This window comes from Pseudomonas sp., assembly GCF_049590575.1.
GTDB lineage: Bacteria > Pseudomonadota > Gammaproteobacteria > Pseudomonadales > Pseudomonadaceae > Aquipseudomonas.
Genome location: NZ_JBAWDE010000322.1, coordinates 1 through 18885, shown reverse-complemented (window position 1 = coordinate 18885; position 18885 = coordinate 1). Strand labels below are relative to the sequence as shown.

16 protein-coding genes are annotated in these 18885 nt (G+C 61.9%); 3 read left to right on the top strand and 13 right to left on the bottom strand.

The features are described 5' to 3' along the window. Positions 1-45: 45 nt before the first annotated feature. The 4 genes from cysC to WBR57_RS22455 all read right to left on the bottom strand — a co-directional run bounded on the left by cysC (position 46) and on the right by WBR57_RS22455 (position 4500). The gene (cysC, locus tag WBR57_RS22470; protein WP_424086748.1) at positions 46-654 is read right to left on the bottom strand and encodes an adenylyl-sulfate kinase; all 609 of its coding nucleotides are present in this window, start codon (positions 652-654) and stop codon (positions 46-48) included. Then, positions 647-1351 (bottom strand): sulfotransferase family 2 domain-containing protein, encoded by a 705-nt coding sequence (locus WBR57_RS22465; RefSeq protein WP_424086746.1) that lies wholly within the window; start codon positions 1349-1351, stop codon positions 647-649. Before WBR57_RS22465 ends, cysC begins: the two co-directional genes overlap by 8 nt. A gap of 152 nt (positions 1352-1503) precedes the next feature. After that, positions 1504-3312 carry a lipid A export permease/ATP-binding protein MsbA gene (gene msbA / locus WBR57_RS22460; RefSeq protein WP_424086744.1) on the bottom strand — a complete coding sequence of 603 codons (1809 nt, stop codon included), beginning with the start codon at positions 3310-3312 and terminating at the stop codon, positions 1504-1506. A 9-nt stretch (positions 3313-3321) separates the two neighbouring features. Continuing rightward, complete coding sequence (locus WBR57_RS22455) at positions 3322-4500, bottom strand: O-antigen ligase family protein (protein WP_424086741.1); 1179 nt, start codon at positions 4498-4500, stop codon at positions 3322-3324. 149 nt (positions 4501-4649) lie between these two features. On the opposite strand from WBR57_RS22455, the gene WBR57_RS22450 reads away from it, so the two are divergent. Further along, on the top strand, positions 4650-5216 hold the full coding sequence (locus tag WBR57_RS22450; protein ID WP_424086739.1) for a toluene tolerance protein: 567 nt from the start codon (positions 4650-4652) through the stop codon (positions 5214-5216). Here WBR57_RS22450 and WBR57_RS22445 read toward each other — a convergent pair. From WBR57_RS22445 to WBR57_RS22410, 8 genes are all read right to left on the bottom strand, one after another. After that, positions 5205-6290 (bottom strand): glycosyltransferase, encoded by a 1086-nt coding sequence (locus WBR57_RS22445; RefSeq protein WP_424086737.1) that lies wholly within the window; start codon positions 6288-6290, stop codon positions 5205-5207. The two genes, WBR57_RS22450 and WBR57_RS22445, sit on opposite strands and share 12 nt — an antisense overlap. 48 nt (positions 6291-6338) lie before the next feature. Beyond that, a complete protein-coding gene (locus tag WBR57_RS22440) occupies positions 6339-7100 on the bottom strand; it encodes a glycosyltransferase family 2 protein (RefSeq protein WP_424086735.1) in 762 nt (253 codons plus the stop codon). Between the two features lie 52 nt (positions 7101-7152). Next, the gene (locus WBR57_RS22435; RefSeq protein ID WP_424086733.1) at positions 7153-8109 is read right to left on the bottom strand and encodes a glycosyltransferase family protein; all 957 of its coding nucleotides are present in this window, start codon (positions 8107-8109) and stop codon (positions 7153-7155) included. Next, on the bottom strand, positions 8106-9518 hold the full coding sequence (locus tag WBR57_RS22430; protein ID WP_424086731.1) for a PIG-L deacetylase family protein: 1413 nt from the start codon (positions 9516-9518) through the stop codon (positions 8106-8108). Before WBR57_RS22430 ends, WBR57_RS22435 begins: the two co-directional genes overlap by 4 nt. Further along, on the bottom strand, positions 9515-10411 hold the full coding sequence (locus WBR57_RS22425) for an antimicrobial resistance protein Mig-14 (RefSeq protein WP_424086729.1): 897 nt from the start codon (positions 10409-10411) through the stop codon (positions 9515-9517). The genes WBR57_RS22430 and WBR57_RS22425 overlap by 4 nt, the downstream gene beginning before the upstream one ends. Beyond that, entirely contained in the window at positions 10411-11541 is a 1131-nt protein-coding gene (locus WBR57_RS22420; RefSeq protein ID WP_424086727.1) for a glycosyltransferase, read from the bottom strand. The genes WBR57_RS22425 and WBR57_RS22420 overlap by 1 nt, the downstream gene beginning before the upstream one ends. Further along, positions 11525-13282: a carbamoyltransferase family protein gene (locus WBR57_RS22415; RefSeq protein ID WP_424086725.1), complete on the bottom strand. Its 1758-nt coding sequence runs from the start codon at positions 13280-13282 to the stop codon at positions 11525-11527. Before WBR57_RS22415 ends, WBR57_RS22420 begins: the two co-directional genes overlap by 17 nt. Positions 13283-13447: 165 nt before the next feature. Beyond that, a complete protein-coding gene (locus tag WBR57_RS22410) occupies positions 13448-13783 on the bottom strand; it encodes a YceK/YidQ family lipoprotein (protein ID WP_424086723.1) in 336 nt (111 codons plus the stop codon). A gap of 194 nt (positions 13784-13977) precedes the next feature. On the opposite strand from WBR57_RS22410, the gene WBR57_RS22405 reads away from it, so the two are divergent. After that, on the top strand, positions 13978-16080 hold the full coding sequence (locus tag WBR57_RS22405; protein ID WP_424086720.1) for a TonB-dependent receptor family protein: 2103 nt from the start codon (positions 13978-13980) through the stop codon (positions 16078-16080). Between the two features lie 77 nt (positions 16081-16157). Then, positions 16158-17546, top strand: a complete 1389-nt coding sequence (locus WBR57_RS22400; RefSeq protein WP_424086718.1) for a hypothetical protein — start codon at positions 16158-16160, stop codon at positions 17544-17546. 46 nt (positions 17547-17592) lie between these two features. On the opposite strand, the gene WBR57_RS22395 is transcribed toward WBR57_RS22400, so the two are convergent. Continuing rightward, the coding region (locus WBR57_RS22395) for a lipopolysaccharide kinase InaA family protein (protein ID WP_424086716.1) at positions 17593-18885 on the bottom strand (1293 nt) is incomplete at its 5' end.

Genomic DNA, 18885 nt, shown 5'->3' with positions numbered 1-18885 from the left:
CTAGTTCGAGAGCTTTATCCGCAATGCATCCTGCGCGAAAACTGGTTATTTTTTAAACAAGCTTGTCAGGATGTGCTGCACAGCGCCGGCCAATTCCACCGCGTCGGTATTGATCGTGCAGTCGGCTGCACGCGGCGCTTCATACGGGCTGTCCAGGCCGGTGAAGGCCTTGATCCGCCCGTCCAGCGCTGCGCGGTACAAGCCTTTGGGGTCACGCCGCGCGCAGACCTCGAACGGTGTGCTGATATACACCTCAAAAAACTGCCCCGGCCCGAACAGCGCCCTGGCGGTCGCGCGGTCGGCGCTGAACGGGGAAATGGCCGAGACAATCACGATCAGCCCCGCGTCCACCATCAACCGCGCCACTTCGCCGATACGCCGGATGTTCTCCTTGCGCGCCGCATCACTCATGCCCAGGTCATTGCATAAGCCGCTGCGCAAATTGTCGCCATCGAGCACAAAGGTGTGCCGGCCCTGCTCGTTGAGTTGCACCTCCAACGCATTGGCCAGGGTGGATTTGCCAGACCCCGACAGCCCCGTCAGCCACAGGCAGCAAGGCTGCTGATTCTTGAGTGCGGCCCGTGCGGTGACCGACAACGATAAGGCAAACGGCCGGATAGACGCGCAGCCACGGGAGAGTGACGGGTTATTCATAACCCAGGACCTCGTAGTCACGTTGATAGGCACGCCGGACCAGGCGCCGCGTACGCACGGAGCAGAACGCCTTGACCGGTTCGTTGCGACGCCCCACTGAGACATTCAGGTGCGGCAGCGATGAAGCCACGCCAAGGCGTTCGCACAGGTGCTGGAAGTCGTGCTGCAGCGTTTCCTGACGACCGAGAAAATCCATCGCCATGTGCCCCAGGTGATCGACCAGGAAGTCGGTCTGCGGCGCAAAATGCAGTTGGCGGCGCAGGTTGTCCGGGTGCAGCCAGCCCGCGACAAAATGGTCGAAGTCACGGTAGCTGGAAACCAGGGCCTGGGCGTGCCGGTCGCGGGCGCCCATCTGGTTGCTGCGCAAATAGGTATAGGCCGAGTAGGCGCGCTCCAGCGGGTCACGCACGAACGCGAATTTGAAGCTGCGTTCGCAGTGCTCGGGGAATTGCTGCTGATACCAGTAATACGGCAGATGCCCCGGCCAGCGCCCGTCCAGCAACGCCGAACACACGCTGCTGCCGGCACATTTGGGCACATGGATAAACACGCAGTTGTAGCGTTCGAAAGCGGGGTGAAGCCGGGTGAGCGCAGACAGGGATTTGTTCACCGCCTGGCGATCCACCACCGACAAGCGCCCCAGCAGAAACACCCGCTGGGGCTTGGGAAGCAGTTTCCAGAACAGACGTTGCAACATGCCATTTCCCACGCAAGAAGGTTAGCCCTCTCGTTCGTCATTCGAATCGAGAAGGCCAACATAGCAAGCGCCAGGCCGGGAATTATGTGGCGTTGGTCAAGCCCGTAAGGGACCTGATACAAAAAACGCGGCGCATTGCGCGCCGCGGGGTGTCAGGTGATGTTGTCCGTGGCCGGCTCATCCAGGCCCATGGCGTGCAGGCGCGAGTAATAGCCGCCCATGGCCAGCAGTTCAAGATGCGTACCACGCTCGACAATTTCACCGTGGTCCATCACCAGAATCAGGTCGGCTTTCTCGATGGTCGACAACCGGTGCGCGATCACCAGCGTGGTACGGCCCTTCATGACCTTGTCCAGCGCGGCCTGGATATGGCGCTCGGACTCGGTGTCCAGCGCCGAAGTGGCTTCGTCCAGAATCAGCAGCGGGGCATTTTTCAACAGCGCGCGCGCGATTGCCAGGCGTTGACGTTGGCCGCCGGACAGCAGCACGCCGTTTTCACCGACTTCAGTGTCCAGGCCTTTTGGCAGCTCGGCGATGAAGTCCATGGCGTAGGCATCCGCCGCGGCTTTCTCGACGTCCTCACGCGGCGCATCCGCCAGGTCACCGTAGGCGATGTTGTTGGCCACAGTGTCGTTGAACAGCGTCACGTGCTGGGTCACCTGGGCCACATGCCGGCGCAGATTGCGCAGGCGGTAGTCTTCGATTTCCACCTCGTCCAGCAGGATTTCACCGGTTTCGTGATGATAGAAACGCGGGATCAGGCTGGCCAGGGTCGACTTGCCGCTGCCCGAGCGCCCGACCAGGGCAATCATCTGCCCAGGCGCCGCACTGAAGCTGATGTTCTTGAGCACTTCGCGCTCAGTGCCGGGATAGGTAAAGCTCAGGTTGCGCACGTCCAGGCGACCGCTGACGCGATCACGCTCGACGGTGCCGCTGTCGACTTCCGGCACTTCATCCAGCTGTTCGAAGATGCTTTCGGCGCCTGCGACGCCCTTCTGGATGGTCGAGCTGACTTCCGACAACTGGCGGATCGGCTTGGGCAGCAGGCCCGCAGCCGTGATGTAAGCCACCAGGTCGCCCGCCGTGGCGTCGCCGCGCAGCAGCAGTACCAGGAACATCAGCGTGGCCATGGCGGTGTAGATCACCAATTGCAGCATCGGGGTGTAGACCGCGCCGGTCTTGTTCATGCGCAGCTGCTTGTCGGTGTTGCCTTGGCTGGCGGCCGCGAAACGCCGCTCTTCATAGCTTTCGCCACCGAAGCTGCGCACCACGCGGTAACCCTGGATGGTCTCGGACGCAACATGGGTCACGTCGCCCATCGCCACCTGGATCTTCTTGCTCTGCTTGCGGAATTTCTTGCTGGTGCTGCTGACCATCACCGCTATCAGCGGCAGGATCGCCAGCATCACCAGGGTCAGCTTCCAGTTCATCCACAGCAGGTAGCCGAACAGGAACACCACCGTCAGGCCTTCGCGGATGACCACCTTGATCGCGTCCGTGGCGGCACCGGTCACCATCGTCACGTTGAACGTGATACGGGAAATCAGGTGCCCGGAGTTGTGCGTATCGAAATAGCGGTTGGGCAGCACCAATAGCTTGTTGAACAGTTCGACCCGCAGGTCATGCACCAGGCCCAGGGACACCTTGGCCAGGTAGTAGTTACCCAGGAAGGAACCCAGGCCCTGCCACGCCGCGATCAGGATGATCAGCAGCGGCACGGCCATCAGCAATTTAAGGTCCTTGAACAACGGGATCTTGGGCAGGAACACCACGTCGGGATTGCTCAGGCCATCCACGAAGTATTTGAGGATTCCGGCGAGCATGGGCTGGGTGGACGCAAAGATCACAAAGCCCACAATACTCAGCATGAACATGCCGAGGTACGGTTTCACATAGCCCAGCAGCCGCAAATAAATTTTGAGGCTGGACTCCTGGTCCGCTTTGGGCGGTGCGTCACTCATGTGTCGAGCTCACTGATTGGATAGGACGCGAACTTTATCACAAGCGTCGGGTTTGGCCCGAGCCCAGACCAAAACACTGGCCAGCGCAATCGGCAGCCACGAGATAAACCACTCGGCGCGTGGCGTGCCGGTGAGGCTGGCAGCATCGAACTGCATGGCCAGGAACGAGAACACCCAGACGCCGATAACACCCTTGCCGTAGAGCGTGTCGCGCGCCTTCCAGGCTTGCCACAACACGCCGAACCACAGCCCGCACCACAGCAGCAGGCCAGGCAGGCCCAGTTCGATGGTGATGTGGGTGAACAGGTTGTGGGAGTGATCGAAATAAATGCCATCGGCAAGCACCTTGTAATCCCCGCCCAGTCCCAGGCCGGTCCACGGGTGTTCGGAAATCATCTGCAGCGCGGACATAAAGATCTGCGGCCGGTAGGAGACGCCCCGAGCCAGCATCAGCGATTGAAGGGCAAAGAACACCGCCAGCGCCGCCACAATCGCGCCAATGGCGAGCACGGTTGAACGCCGGTCGCGACACCAGGCAGGCATCGCCACCACAGTCAACAGCAGGGCCAGTGCGGCGCCACGGCTTTGGCTCAACACCACGAACAGCCCGAGGAGCGCGATGGACAGCACCCACGCCACTTGCATCCAACGGCCACGCGGCAGCCAATGCAGCAGCCAGACCGCCGCCACGCCAATCACATAGGCGCCCAGAATCGGGTGGGACAACTGGCCCAGGCCTTCAAGGCGCGCATACCACGCATTATGCTCAACGCCGTAAAACTTGATGATCGCCACCAGCGACGACAAGGCGAGGCCAAAACCACCCCACTGCATCACGCGGATCACCCGCTCGGTCTGGCCACAGGCAAACACCGGGAAAAACAGCAGGAACACGCCGATGTACAGCAGGCGCTTGGTTTCGCGCGAAGGATCTTCGGTATTGGTCCACGACAAGCTGATCGCACCCCAGGCCGCAAGCGCCACAAGCATCAGGCAAATCCAGCGCTGCTCACGCCAGACCGCCTTGAGACGCTCGCGCGCCGACCAGGCAAACACCATGGCCGGCAGCCAGAGAAACAGCGTCAAGCCTTGCTGGTAAATCTTGTTGGTTGGCGCAAAGGCAATCGCCAGCAAAAACCAAAGTAACCCGAAAATCATCCATACCTGCGCCCAACGACTTGCTTGCATCACCCGCTCCTGATTACATCCAACCCGCCAACCCGGCATGGTTAAAACCCAAAACTTTCGGCATTATTACCGATCTCTGTGCCCGCGACTTCCCACAAGGCTTTCCAACGATGCAATGTTCAAGGCTTGCTCAAGCCGATCTAACCGCGATGATTGAAGGCGCCAAAATCCTCGAGAAGGACAGCCACGGCCCGAAAGTCTACCTGCTGACCGACGGGAATATCCTCAAACTGTTTCGTCGCAAACGCCTGTTTTCCTCGGCGCTGTTTCGCCCCTACTCCAAGCGGTTCATCGACAACGTGGCGCAACTGCAGCAACGGGGCATCCCCACCTTGAGCGTACTCGCCTACTTCCAGCTGACGGCGCCCGGCATGACTGCCGTGCTGTATCGCCCGTTGCCGGGGGAAACACTGCGCCAGATTTCCAACCGCGAAGGCTTCCAGTGGGAATCGAACCTCGAGCCGCTGGTCGCGCTTATCCGCCGTTTGCATGGCGCAGGTATCTACTTCCGATCCTTGCACCTGGGCAATATCGTGGTGACGCCTGACAATGAAATGGGGCTGATCGACGTGGCCGACATGCGCTTTTTGCGCGCGCCGCTGAACCCGGAGCTGGCACGGCGCAACCTGCAGCACTTCGCACGCTATATTGCGCGCGAGAAGCTGAACGATCGCTTTCCAATGCACGCGCTCGAACAAGCGCTGCTAGCGGCATGAAAACAGCCGTTTGGAGGTTTCACTGAAGTCTTCCCAGGCTTGCTCCGGCGCCAGCGCCCGCGACTGAGCCTCGAGCACTTCCTGCGCAGAAGCGGCGAATGCACGCTCCATCAGGCGGCCCCAGGCTTCTGTGTTGTCTGAAGGGGCGTACCAGCCGGTATCCGCCAACTGCTCGCGGAACACCGCCAGCTCGCTGGTGAGCACCGGCACTCCGGCCATCACCGCCTCTTGCAGAATCAACCCCAGGCCCTCTTGCGTCGACGGGATGGCGACCCAGTCAAAGGCCCGGTAGAGCGTCGCCGCGTCGGGCAAGTGGCCCGGCAGCGAGACCTTGCCCTGCAAGCCGAGCTGCTCGACAAGCGCTTCGAGGTCTGGCCTTGCAGGCCCCTCGCCGATGATCACCAGCCGCGCGTCAGGCTGCTCGGCAGCCACCCCGGCAAACGCCTCCAGCAAGCAGCCAAACCCTTTGCCGTCGACCAGCCGGCCTACAGCGCCCAGCACCGGCGAGCCATGCGACGGCAGGCCAAGGCAAGACCGCGCCGCTTCCCGAGACAGCGCAGCGGCACGGAAAGCCACCGGGTCGAACGCGCTGCGCAGCACCGCCACCGGGCGTTTGAGGTAACGCTCCAGCGAGTCGGCCAGGGTTTGCGAGACGGCCGTCAAGGTCAATTGTGACGCCGCAAATTGGTCAAACAGCTTCTGATCGGCCCGACGCAGGCGCGTGGAGCCATGAAATACAACGACAGCGCGCACCTGCGGCATGCGCTGGAGTATGGGCAGGATCACCCGGGCAACCCCGATACCATCCAGCAGTACCACCTGAACGTCTGCGGGCAGCGCCTTTGCAAAACGCGCACGCATCCAGGGCATCAGCAGCTTCCAGAAGTGCCGCCCCTTGAGCCGTGCCGAGGAGAGCTTCCACTCCAGCGCCGGCTCATCCTCTTGCGCACTGCCTTGAAGCAGCCAGGTGTCAATCGGTGCATCACTGACAGCGTGGGAGAGTATTTGTTGATGAACCTTCTGCACCGAAGCGAATGCAGTACCACCGGCCCACATGATGTTGAGGATACTCATCGAAAATAATGACCCTTATGCGGCGTTTTGGTGGCTTGTAAAAAATAACTACGGGATCAACCAGCCGATACCGACACCCAGTATCAACATCAAAACCAGCTTGATCCGCTCTCGCCGCTTGCGTCGCGCCTTGGTCAAACGCTCTTCCGACGTCCCTACATGCAACCCGAAGCCGGTATGCAGGACCGCATCGCCTTCCAGGGTCACGGCGCCCAGGTTCAGCTGCGCGTAACGCCTGGAAAGCCCCTTCTCACCTTCGAACCCTGAATAGGGCGCACACAACCGGTATTCCTTGATCCGCCGCAGGCCCGGGTTCAACGAGAACCCTTGCCACTCAGGCTTATCCGACAGCAAGGGATAACAAGGCACCCCGCCAATCACCTCACGCGGCCCCAGATGGATATAGGGGCTGTGCACCTGCAAGTCGTAGACATAGTTGCGCAGCCAGACTTGAAGAATGTCGGGCCGCTGCTCCAGTACTGTCTTGGAATCCTCGACAAACCCCGGCCGATAAAACGCCCAATCATCTTCGCAATGGAATATGTAAGGGGTCTTGACCGACTCATAGGCCAGGTCGATGGATGCCAGTTGCCCAAGCTTCGGGCGGTTGATCAGGAAAGTGCAACGACTATGCCAGTGCTCGGGGATCGCTTGGCGTACCGCGTCATCGCCGGAGTCTTCGGTGATAAAGACTTCGCGTATATCCGCCGTGTTGAACTGATCGAAGCTCTCGAGCGTGCGCTTCAACAAATCGAAGCGACCGCAACTGGTCACCACGAGCGTTATGTCGCTTTGATCGGAGAATTGCATTCAATGCCTCGATAATATCATATAGCCATCAACTGCGGCCAACTGGCCGCCATCAAGCGCCCAGTTTAAGGCGCCACCTTTCCAGCCAACTCAACGGTCCGTGCGGCCGCAGCGGCGGCTGGAGCACCTCGACAATGCGCTGGCCGATACGCGCGAAGCTGAACTGGCTGACCGCCAGCGCTTGCCCGTTACGCGCAATCTCTGCCGCCAACTGCGGGTCCGCCCGCAATACCGTCAATTTTTCCTGCAACTGCGCGATGTCTTTGTAGAACACCACATTGACCATGTCCTTGAACCCAAGGGCTTCGTTTTCCGAAGCCCCCTGATCAAACGCCAGCAGCACGCAACCACAGGCCATGGCCTCGAAATTCTTGATCATGTACTCGCCCATGCCCACATCGGCACTGACGAAAAAACGAATGCGGTTAAGGGTCTCGCAGTATTCCTCACCGGATTTGGTACGCGTCACCACCAAAGGTTCAACCCGCGCCAACTCATCCAGCAATGCCTTGCGACCACTATAGGCGACGCTGTTGGTACTGCCGACAAACGCTAGTTCAATGTCGCGCTCGCGCTCCTGCGCCTGCAAGAGTGCCTGATCATAGCCCTTGGGCACGAACACTGCGTCAAAGCCTTCTGCGCGCAGGCGTTCGGTGACCATGTGACCGGAACTGATCACTCGTACCCAAGGCAGGCGGCGGTAATGGGCACTGAACTTACCGGTGTACTTGCAGGGAATGTAGTTCTGGTAGGCGTCGTGCTCGAGGATCACCAGGTTGGGGATCGTGCGGATAAACCCGGCCTGACGGATCTCTTGCTTGAAGCGCAGGAAGAAGACAATGCGGTCATAGCGGGTCACGTCGACTTCGCGTCGGAAGTAACCGCGCAGGTTGCGCTGCTCGTCGCTGCTCAACCAGCGGGTATCACACTCGCAGTGCTCGGCAATGCCTTCATACAGACGATCCAGAATCGCGCGCTGTTCTTTCTGCACCAGAAATAACACTTTCATATCTCTTCCTTACGCAATTGCCAGAACAACTCATGCCGTCGTACGGCCTTGCGGAAAAACTCGTTCTCGCCATACGGCGACCGCGCGCGCCCCGCCAACACCCGCTGCAGCCAGCGCCGCACACGGCGCTTGAACGGCGCCGCGGGCTGCAGGTCATGCATCATGCCCAGCGCCATGGCCTTGTCGCGCTGCTGTGCCAGCGACAACGACAGGCTGCATGGCTGCAGTTCCTGCACGGGGTCAAACAGCGGCGGCAGGGCAATGCCGGCGCCCGCATCGCCCATCGGCCAGCGGTCGTTGTCATGCAGGTGGTTGGCGTAGCCCAGCACCCTGGTCGGCTGCCATTCCAGCCCTTGCAGGGCCTCGAGCACCGCTTGCTGGGCGCAGATATGGTCAGGATGGGGATCTAGCACCGGGTGCGGCAATACGATCACCTCGGGCCGCGCCGTCAGCAGCAATTGGCGCAGGTCGGCGAGCAGGTTATTCCAGGTCGGCAGGCCGTCATGGTCCGCCGGCAACGCGAAGGGGTTGAACTGGCGGAACAGGCGGATATCCGACAGGTCGGCCTCACGCGAGGCAACCGGCTGATCCGGCGTGGCGCGCATCGCCGGCAATTGCAGGCAGAAGTAGCCCAATTGCACGCAATGCGCCTCTGGCACGCCGGCCCAGCGTGGCACGGCAATGCTGTCCCAGGCGCGCAAGCGGCCCTTGAGCCGCGAGGCCTCGACCGAATCCAGGCCCATCTGCTGATAGTGCTCGGCTTCGATTTCCCCCGCCGTGAGGGTCACGATCCATGGCTTGTCGGCCTGGCTGTACAGGCCAAAGGCGGCCAACTCGGCGTCGTCGGCGTGGGGCGCGATGACCATCACGCGCTGCGCCGAATAATCCTCGGTGGCCCAGGCCCAGAGTCGCGGTGCGCCCTGCAAGGTGCAAAAACGCCCGCGCAGCTTCAGCTCGCCGGCCAACAGGGCCGGGGCCAGCCCGCTGAGGTTGAGATAACGCACGCCATTCACGCCACGCTCGAAGGCCTGCCGGTCAAGGCTGCCACCGCCCGATATCTCGACGGCCGGGTCCAGGAAGCGCCCCAGCCAGCCGCTTTTGAGCTTGATCGCCAACACCAGCGTCGCATTGGCTGGCAGCGGCGCATCGACGCGCAGTCGCCCGTCTTCCAGACGCACACCGGATAATTCGGCATCCGCCGCGAAACGGTATTGATAGTCTTCCTTCAGCGCATAAAACAGATGGTCGGCAAACCACGCTTCGTGGGCCGCCCAGGCCAGCACGCCGAGCACCAAAGGCAACCACCAGGCCACGCAGATGCCGATCGCCACCAGCAGCAGCAGGCCGATCAACACGCCGATACGTTTATTGCGCCGATGGCGCTTGAGCAATTGTTGTTTGCGGCTCATACGGTCAATACCGGCACAGGGTTGCACCAACGGTCCTTGTACTCACGGTCGGCACGCCCGAAGGAGAAACGCAGCGGCTTGCCGACTTCGCGCGCCTGCTCCCAGGCACTCTGGGTGTTGAGGAAACTCAGCACGCTGCCGGGGCTGAACGCGCGGGTTTCGGGGTCGACGCCGCCGTTGACGTACTCCACGCTGATCCACTCGGGCGACTCGACCCGGTACACCAGCTGCACCGCGATGGGCGCGTCATTCAAGAAAATCACCGAACCGATCAGCCATTCGCGCAGCAGCTCGATCACCTCACTCATGCGCTCGGCGCCCGTGGCGACAAAACCCCAGCGGCGCAGGAACAAGTCGCAGTAAATCGCCGCCAGTTCCTGGCTGGAAAACTCGCTGACCGGGCGCACAACGCCACCGGCCTCTTCCAGCAAGCGCAGCTCGCGGCGCTGGTTGTAGCGAAATTTCTTCGAGAGTTCTTCCGGGGTGCGGGCCATGGCCAGTTGCTCGGCCTGCGGTTTGAGACCACTGAAACGCCCTTCATTCAGGGCCGACAGGTAGCGCGCACGCTGGCGCAACGGCGCCTGGGCGCCGGGTGCGGCAGGCAGGATCAGCTCGGCATTGCCCAGGTCGAACAGGCCCTTTTTGCCGCGCCGCTTGAGCACATCCTTGGACAAGGCCAGGTCGCGGCCCCAGGTCGCGATGCACGCCTGCAGCTCCCCGCCCTGCTCCCAGGCCAGGTAGCGCACCGGGATTTCAGCCAGCCCGGCGAGACGCTCGATCACCTGTGGATGGGTCGCCACGCTGCCGCCAAAACGCTGCCAGGCGCCGCTGTAGACCGGTGCATCGACGACGGACCAGCCGCGCTCGCGCCAGCCTTGGAATCGATTGAGCATCAAGCCCCCGCGGTCAGTTCAATAACGTGCGGCAGTTGCCAGAAGGTAGCGCGTACCGCCTGATCCGAGAAACGCTCGCGCAGGCGCTCCAGCATCATCTCGGCGCACTGCCGTTGCTGGTGTTGATCCATCGCAGCCAGGTGCCGCAGCCCCTGGGCGAGGTGTTCGGCATCGCCGAACGGGAACAGAATGCCCACGCCCTCGACCACTTCCTTCGCCCCGCCGCAGGCAGTCGCCAGCAGGGGCACGCCCGCCGCCATGGCTTCCAGCAGCACCATGCCGAAGGGTTCGTTGTCGGAACTCAGGGCAAAGACGTCGAATGCACGGAAATACCGGCGCGCATCCGGCACCTGGCCGAGGAACAGCACCTGGTCGGCAATCCCCAGTTCACGGGCAAGCGCCTTGAGGTCTTGCTCCAGACGCCCGCTGCCAAGGATCGCCAGGCGGCTGTCCAGCGGCAAATGCGGCAGCGCCAGGGCAAAACCCTTGAGCAGCGTGGCCTGGTCCTTGTCCGGGTGCAGGCGACCGACATTGCCGACCACCCAGTCGTCCGGCGACAGCCCCAATGCATCGCGCGCCTCATCCGCCGGCACCTGGCTGGCCTGCAAGGCGTCGACATCGATGCGGTTATACAAGGTCTGGATGCGCGCGGGCGGCCAGCCCGGCAGGCAGCGGCGCATGTCGTCGTGCACCGCGTCGGACACGCCCAGCAGGCTCAGGCGCTTGCGGAATATCCCGGCAAACAGCTTGCGCGTGCGGCGCTGGTAGTCACCAAAGGCGTGGTGCACGCCGATCACCGGCAACCGCGTGGCCAGCAAGGCCACGTAGATCGGCTTGAAACGGTGGGCAATACAGAAACTGAAGGTGCGCGACGCGGCAATCTTGCGCAGCTGGGCGATGGCCCCCAGCTTCAGGCCACGGATGGCCTTGGAACTGAATTCCATGAACAGCACTTCATCACTGGCACATCCGGCGGCCACCTCGGGGTCGGCGACCCCGGTGAGAAACACCGTGGTCACCTTGTAGCCGGAGCCTGCGAACAGGCTGGCGTACTGCCGCGCGCAATCCAGGAACGGCCCGTCATAGCCGTGGCAGAACTGCAGGACGTGGCGGTCAGCCGAGCGCGTCATAAGGGTCCACGCCGTCTTTGACGACCAGGATGTCTTCCATGATCAGGTACTGCAGATCGGAGCCGAAGAACATGTTCAGCGCATCGGTCGGCGAGCAGATCATCGCTTCGCCACGACGGTTGAGCGAGGTGTTCAGGGACACGCCGTTGCCGGTCAGCACTTCCAGCTCTTTCATCATGTCGTAGTAGCGCGGGTTGTACTCGCGCTTGAGCACCTGGGCGCGCGAGGTGCCGTCTTCATGCACCACTTCCGGCACACGGGTTTTCCATTCTTCCGCCACTTCAAAGGTGAAGGTCATGAACGGCGCCGGGTGGTCGACCTTGATCATCTGCGGGGCCACGGTGTCGAGCATCGACGGGCAGAAAGGCCTCCAGCGCTCGCGAAACTTGATCTGGTGGTTGATGCGATCCGCCACGCCGGTCGCGCTCGGGCAACCGATGATCGAACGACCGCCCAAGGCACGCGGGCCGAACTCCATGCGGCCCTGGAACCAGGCCACCGGGTTGCCGTCGACCATGATCTTGGCGATGCGCTGAGGCATGTTTTCGATCTTGCGCCAGTTCGGCTTGCTCGCGTGCCTGGCGCACGCGGCAATCACGTCTTCGTTGCTGTAGGACGGGCCGAGGTAGACGTGTTCCATCTTCTCTACCGGAACACCACGGGCGTGGGACACATAGGCCGCCGCGCCGACGGCAGTGCCGGCATCGCCGGACGCCGGCTGCACGAACAGCTCTTTCACATCGTCACGCGCGATGATCTTCTGGTTCAGCTTGACGTTCAGCGCGCAGCCGCCGGCGAAGGCCAGCTTGCCGGTGTCTTTCAGGATGTCGCCCAGGTAGTGGTCGATCATCTGCAGGGCCAGCTTCTCGAACAGCGCCTGCATGCTGGCCGCGTAGTGGATATACGGCTCGTCGGCGATATCGCCTTCGCGCTTCGGCCCCAGCCACTCGATCAGTTTCGGCGAGAAGTAGAAGCCCTTGCCCTTCTCTTTGTAGCGACGCAGGCCGATGACGTTGGCGTAGTCGGTGTTGATCACCAGCTCGCCGTTTTCAAACGAGGCCAGGCGCGAGAAATCGTACTTGCTGGCATCGCCATACGGCGCCATGCCCATGACCTTGAACTCGCCGTCGAGCATCTCGAAGCCGAGGAACTCGGTGATTGCGCCGTACAGGCCGCCCAGGGAGTCCGGGTCGTAGAATTCCTTGATCTTGTGGATCTTGCCGTTTTCGCCGTAGCCGAAGAACGTGGTGGCGTACTCGCCCTTGCCGTCGATGCCGAGGATCGCGGTTTTTTCCTGGAAGCCGGAGCAGTGGTAAGCACTGGAAGCGTGGGCCAGGTGGTGTTCAACCGGTTCGATCTTGATTTTCTTCGGATCGAAGCCCAGTTGCTCCAGGCACCAGACGATCTTGTTGCGATAGCGCTTGTAGCGACGGTTGCCCATCAGGATCGCGTCGAGCGCGCGGTCCGGGGCGTACCAGTAACGCTTGGCATAGTGCCAGCGCGCCTCGCCGAACAGGCTGATCGGGGCGAACGGGATCGCCACTACGTCAACGTCGGAAGGCTTGATGCCAGCCTGCTCCAGGCAGAACTTCGCCGATTCGTAGGGCATGCGGTTCTTTGCATGTTTGTCGCGTACGAAGCGCTCTTCTTCGGCGGCCGCGATCAGCTTGCCGTCGATATACAAGGCTGCGGAAGGATCATGGCTAAGGGCGCCGGACAGGCCAAGAATCGTCAATGCCACAGGGGTCTAGCCTCTTTTAGTCTGCATGCAGGCGGGTTGCGCCTGAAAAAAGTGTGCTTCCCGCCTGGGCAGGAAACAGCTAAAGGGCGGGATTATAGCGTAAACGTGAAGGGAATATCCTTGTGGCGATCAGCCCCGTGCTGATGGCAATGCGCGTACCCGGCCCTAGCGGATGATGATACTGCCGTCGCTGCTTTGCCGATAAATCGTATAAGGCAGCAGGGCAGTGTCCAAAACCCCGGAAATAAGCGAATCAACAAATACAAAGGGCACGAAATTGAGATGGTCATCAAACGCGCCGTAAGGATTCGGCTCACCGTGCAGCCTGCACAGGTTGTAGCCAACCCCACTGTAGATGCGCGGAATCGACTGACAGTAAGTCTTCTGGCTGCGCAGTTCACGGGCGGCAACACCCTCCTCACGCATCACGGTATTGATCGTGCCGCAACCGGCCAGTGCCAGGAAGACTGCAAACCACAGGACTATCGACCCAATCCTCACGAACCACTCCTTTTGACCTATTGGCCATTTTCACTGGCGGGGTTGAGCACGCTAACATCGAAGCCGTTGACGATCGCGTGAGGATGCGGCCGATACAACGTAGGACGATTCTCAAATGATAAAAACCGCCTGAACCACTAAACTCGCGCCCTTTTGCGCGTTTATGCCTTATGCGCCACGGATTCCGGCTGACCATGAAAACCCTCGCCCGCTTCACCCTATTGCTGCCCGGCCTGCTCGCCCTTTGCGACCGCGCCCAGGCTGACGACACCGCGCTGATCCTCGACCCCAGCGTGGTCACCGGTTCGCGCAGCGCCAGCCCGACGTTCGACCTGCCGTACTCGGTGGACGGCATCAGCCGCGAGCAGATCAGCGATGGTCAATTGCGCATCAATGCCTCCGAAGCCCTGTCCCGCGTGCCCGGCCTGGTGGTGCAGAACCGCCAGAACTATGCCCAGGACCTGCAGATTTCCTCCCGCGGCTTCGGCGCCCGCTCGGCGTTTGGCGTGCGTGGCATCAAGTTGATTGCCGACGGCATCCCTGCCAGCACCCCGGACGGCCAGGGCCAGGCGGCCACGTTCAACCTCGATACCGCCGAGCGCATCGAAGTGCTGCGCGGGCCCGCCGCCACCCTGTATGGCAGCAATGCCGGCGGTGTAATCCAGATGTTTTCCCGCGACGGCGAAGGCCCGCCGCGCATCGGCGCTGAAACCCTGGTAGGCAGCGACGGCCTGAACAAAAACCACCTCACCGCCGAAGGCGCCGCCAATGGTGCGGGCTTTGTACTCGACGCCTCGCGCATGGACACCAATGGCTACCGCGACCACAGCAGTGCGCGCCGCGACCAGACCTTCGCCAAGCTCAACTTCCAGCCGGATGACGACAGCAAGCTGGCCCTGATCTACAGCAGCCTGGAGCAGAACGGCACCCAGGACCCGCTCGGGCAGACCTGGGACGCCTACAAGGCCGACCCACGCTCGGTGAGCACTAATGCGCTGACGTACAACACACGCAAAAGCATCGATCATCAGCAACTGGGCATGAACTACGCGCGGTATTTCGGCGATGCCACGTTGCAGGTGAATGGGTATACCGGGCGGCGCAGTGTGATTCAGTACCTGTCGATTCCGGACCGGTTCGCCAGCGGCTTCCCCAACCCGGCTAATGCCCGAGGTGGCGTGGTGGCATTCGATCGTAAGTTTTACGGCGGCTCTGTGCATTGGCTGCAGCCCATCAGCAGTGCTCCTGGCGACCTGAACCTGATCGCTGGCCTCGATTACGACCGCAGCCAGGATGATCGCCAGGGTTATTCCAACACCGTCAACGGCGTGCATGGCATTAAGGGCGCCTTGGGCCGTGACGAAATTGACACCGCCACCAGCCTCGACCCCTTTGTGCAAGCCAACTGGCTGCTGGGCGACTGGACGCTGCAAGCCGGCCTGCGCCACAGCACGATGGAAATGGATGTGGACGATCATTTCCTCAGCGATGGCAACGACAGCGGTAACAAGACTTACCAGAAGAACACCCCGTCGGTCAGCGTCATGTACGCCTTTACCCCTGACCTGCACGGCTATGTCAGCGCGGGCAAGGGATTCGAAACGCCCACCCAGGCCGAGTCGGCGTATTCCAGCACCTCGAACGGCTTCAACTTCGCGCTCAAGCCATCGGTCAGCAAACAGTATGAAATTGGCTTGAAAGCCCGCCTCGGCGAGGATACCCGGCTCAACGCAGCGCTGTTCCAGATCACCACCGAAGACGAATTGGTTGTGCAGCAATCCAGCGGCGGTCGCACCACCTACCAAAACGCCGGCCGCACCCTGCGCCGCGGTTTCGAACTGGGCATCGAGAGCCAGCTGGCCGACCACTGGAGCACCAGCCTCGCCTACACCCGCCTGCACGCCACCTACGACAGCGACTTCACCAGCGGCGGCAGCACCGCCGTCGACAAGGGCAACTACCTGCCCGGCGTGCCGCAAACCACCCTGTTCGCCGAGCTGAACTGGAAACCCCGGGACTGGGTCAGCACCGCCGTCGAAGGCCTGTATCGCAGCAAGGTCTACGTCGAAGACACCAACAGCCAACACGCCGCGCCGGGTTACAGCGTGTTCAACTGGCGCGCACGCTTCGAGCAGAAGGTCGAGCACTGGACCTTCCACCAGACCCTGCGCCTGGACAACCTGCTCGACCGCCAATACGTCGGTTCGGTGATCGTCGGCGACGGCAATGGTCGCTACTACGAAGCGGCGCCAGGTCGGTCGTGGTATGCCGGGGCCGGAGCGGAGTATCAGTTCTGACCCGCGCGCCCGGCACAAAACCCGAAACGGGCGGTCGAACCGCCCTGACCACCCCCTTCAGCCTGCAAGGAACGCTCATGAAACACATCGCGGTTATCGTCGCTCTCGGCCTGCTCAGCGGTTGCAGCGCACTCGGCTGGAAGAGTGGCAACACGGCCGACGCCCCGTATAAAGACATGCTCAAGAAGCCGCTGCTGGCCGATTCGATCATGCGTGACGGCGACGACCTCAGTTACCAGGTTCACGTCACGCTGACCAACAATGTTTCCGTGCCGGATATCGCCCAGCTTCAGGCGTCCTGCGCCACGCCGAGCGGGAGCCTGCTGTACATGGAGGCACCTGGAACCCTGAAGCCCGATGGCCAGCCCACGCGCATCACCGTCATGCGCAACCTGACGCCGCAAGTGGTGGGCGAACTGCAACACAACGCCAGCTTTATCGAGGCTTGCGCGCGCACGCCACGCCCCGATTGGCGCCTCGTCAGCACCACGGGCACCCAGCGCCAATTGCTGATCGACCAGGCCAGCCTCAAGACCGTGGGCGAAAAAATCGAGCTGTGGGGCGCCTACGATGAGCCGCTCATCCTGATCAACAAAGTCAAAAAAATGCCCTACGCCCAGACGCGCATGCACTGGGAGGTCAGTTGCAGCCGCCAGACCTATCGCACCCTGGCCGCCTTCAGCCTCACCCCGAAAAACACGGTGACCTTCGGCGACGTCGTCGCGGTCCCGGTCGACCAGCCCTTCAGCACCGCCGAGGCAGATACCCAGGCCTTGCTCAAGGCCGCGTGTTCGCCAACCACCGCGCAACTGCCGGTCGCCGTTGCGCGCACCAAGCTCCAGCAAACCCTGACGCCCGCGCCGGTTCCAGCAACGGTGACGGAGGCGATCTCTGCACTGGGCATGCCCGCTGCCCCCAAGTCACTGCATCATCTTGTGGAGAAGCGTAACCTGGGCTCCAGCAGCTTGCAGACGGACGTACTCATTGAGCCAGGGGCCGCAGACGGCCAGCTCAAAGTCCGCCGCACCACTCAATACTCAACCGCCACCACCACGACATTCCGCGGTTTGTTCAGCCTGACCTTCCAAAGCGAATTTGAACTGCGCGGGCTGAACGTCTCGGCGGCGAGCAACGTTGAACAACTCAGCTTCAGTGGCGACTGGAAGCAAATGCCGATCGGCTCAACGCTGGGGTTCAAGGTCAAAGAGCGCAACCGCAATACGGCTGAAGAAGATCGCCTGCTGTCCCGCGACTCGTCCTGCGTGGTAGCGCGGGAACTGCCGGCCAGCAAAATCAACTCCGCGCTGAGCGGCAATGCGAAGGAGCTCAACTGCACGGCCACAGGTGAGAACTACCAGGCGACCGGCACCGTCATGTACCTGCAGGACTACGGGTATTTCTTCGCCAGCAAGGACGTGATCCAGGGCAAATACGAAACCCGCACGACGCTGGCGAAGGTGCAATAACGCCGGCTAATAGCGCTCGGGCGGGCAATCCTCGAGCGCCACTGCGTTAACTATTTACCGCAGGCACCGTCGCAGGCAATCGCTGGTCGATCACCTGGTACAACGCGCTGCTCTGCGGCCAGTTACGCATGAATCGTGCGCGATCCTTGGCATACGCCGGCGCAAAACTGGCGACTGAGCGGTGCTGACACATGGCGTCCAGGTCGATCAGCGCCCAGCGATCTTCAGCCCAGAACAGGTTATGGCCCTTGAAGTCGCCATGGCTGATGCGCTCACGTATCAACTCGGCAAACAGGTGGTCCAGCGCCAGCAGTTCCGCTTCCGGCGCATCGCCGTTTTCCACGTAGGGCGCAAAGCGCTCGATAATGTCCGGCCCCGGCAGGTACTCGGTGACCAGGTAGGCCCGGCTGCGCAGCCACAAAAATCGCTTCTCCAGCACCGCCAGCGGCTTGGGCGTAGCAATGCCAAGGAACGCCAGGCGATTACCCTCGCGCCACGAATGCCAGGCGCGGCTCGGGCGCCAGAAGCGCTTGAGCCAATGCGCAAACCCCTTGATGTTGTAGCGCTTGATCACCAGCGGCCGCCCGGCCACGTCGACCTTGGCCACGCTGGCCGCGCCACCGGTCTTGTACATTTGGCCCTGCTCCAGCAGCGCGTCGGCCTGGTCGAGTACCGGCAGCATCGCGGGCTCTTCCTCGCGACGAATCGCGCGCAAGGCAAAGGCACCACGCACCACGCTGAACAGCGTGCATTCGCGGCCGACCTTGTTCAAAAAGTCCTTCAGGCGCCAGGCGCTGACCTTGCGCACCTGGGCTTCGAGGGCCTGCATCGGCAAGGCGTGCTCGCCATTGCTCAGCAGGTAATACACCAACAACTCTTCGTTGAACGGCTCGAGATTCTTTGGCAACTGGGCAAAAAACACCCCGAGGTTTTCCAGCACGCGATTGCGCGACAGCGGCTTGCCGGCCTCTTCCACGCGAATCCCGGCGCCATCGATCAAATACAGCTTGCCGCCCTGACGCAGCAGGTTGTCCAGGTGCAGGTCTTCCTGCCATAGCCCTTTGGCATGCATCTGGGCAATCGCGCCCAGCGCTTCGGCCAGCACCGCGGTTTGCTCGTCGGCCAACGGCGGCAGACCTTCGACGGCGCGCCAGGCATCGGCCAGGCTTTCGGCGCCCTCAAGAAACTCGAACAGCAGCCAACCGCCCTCGCCTTCCTGCAAGCCATCGGCGAGCAACAACGGGGTGGTCAGGCCTTGCTCGGCGAGCAGGCGCACGCCGCTGAGTTCGCGCTGGAAATGCCGCGCCGCCTTGCTGCCCACCAATAATTTGGCCAGCAC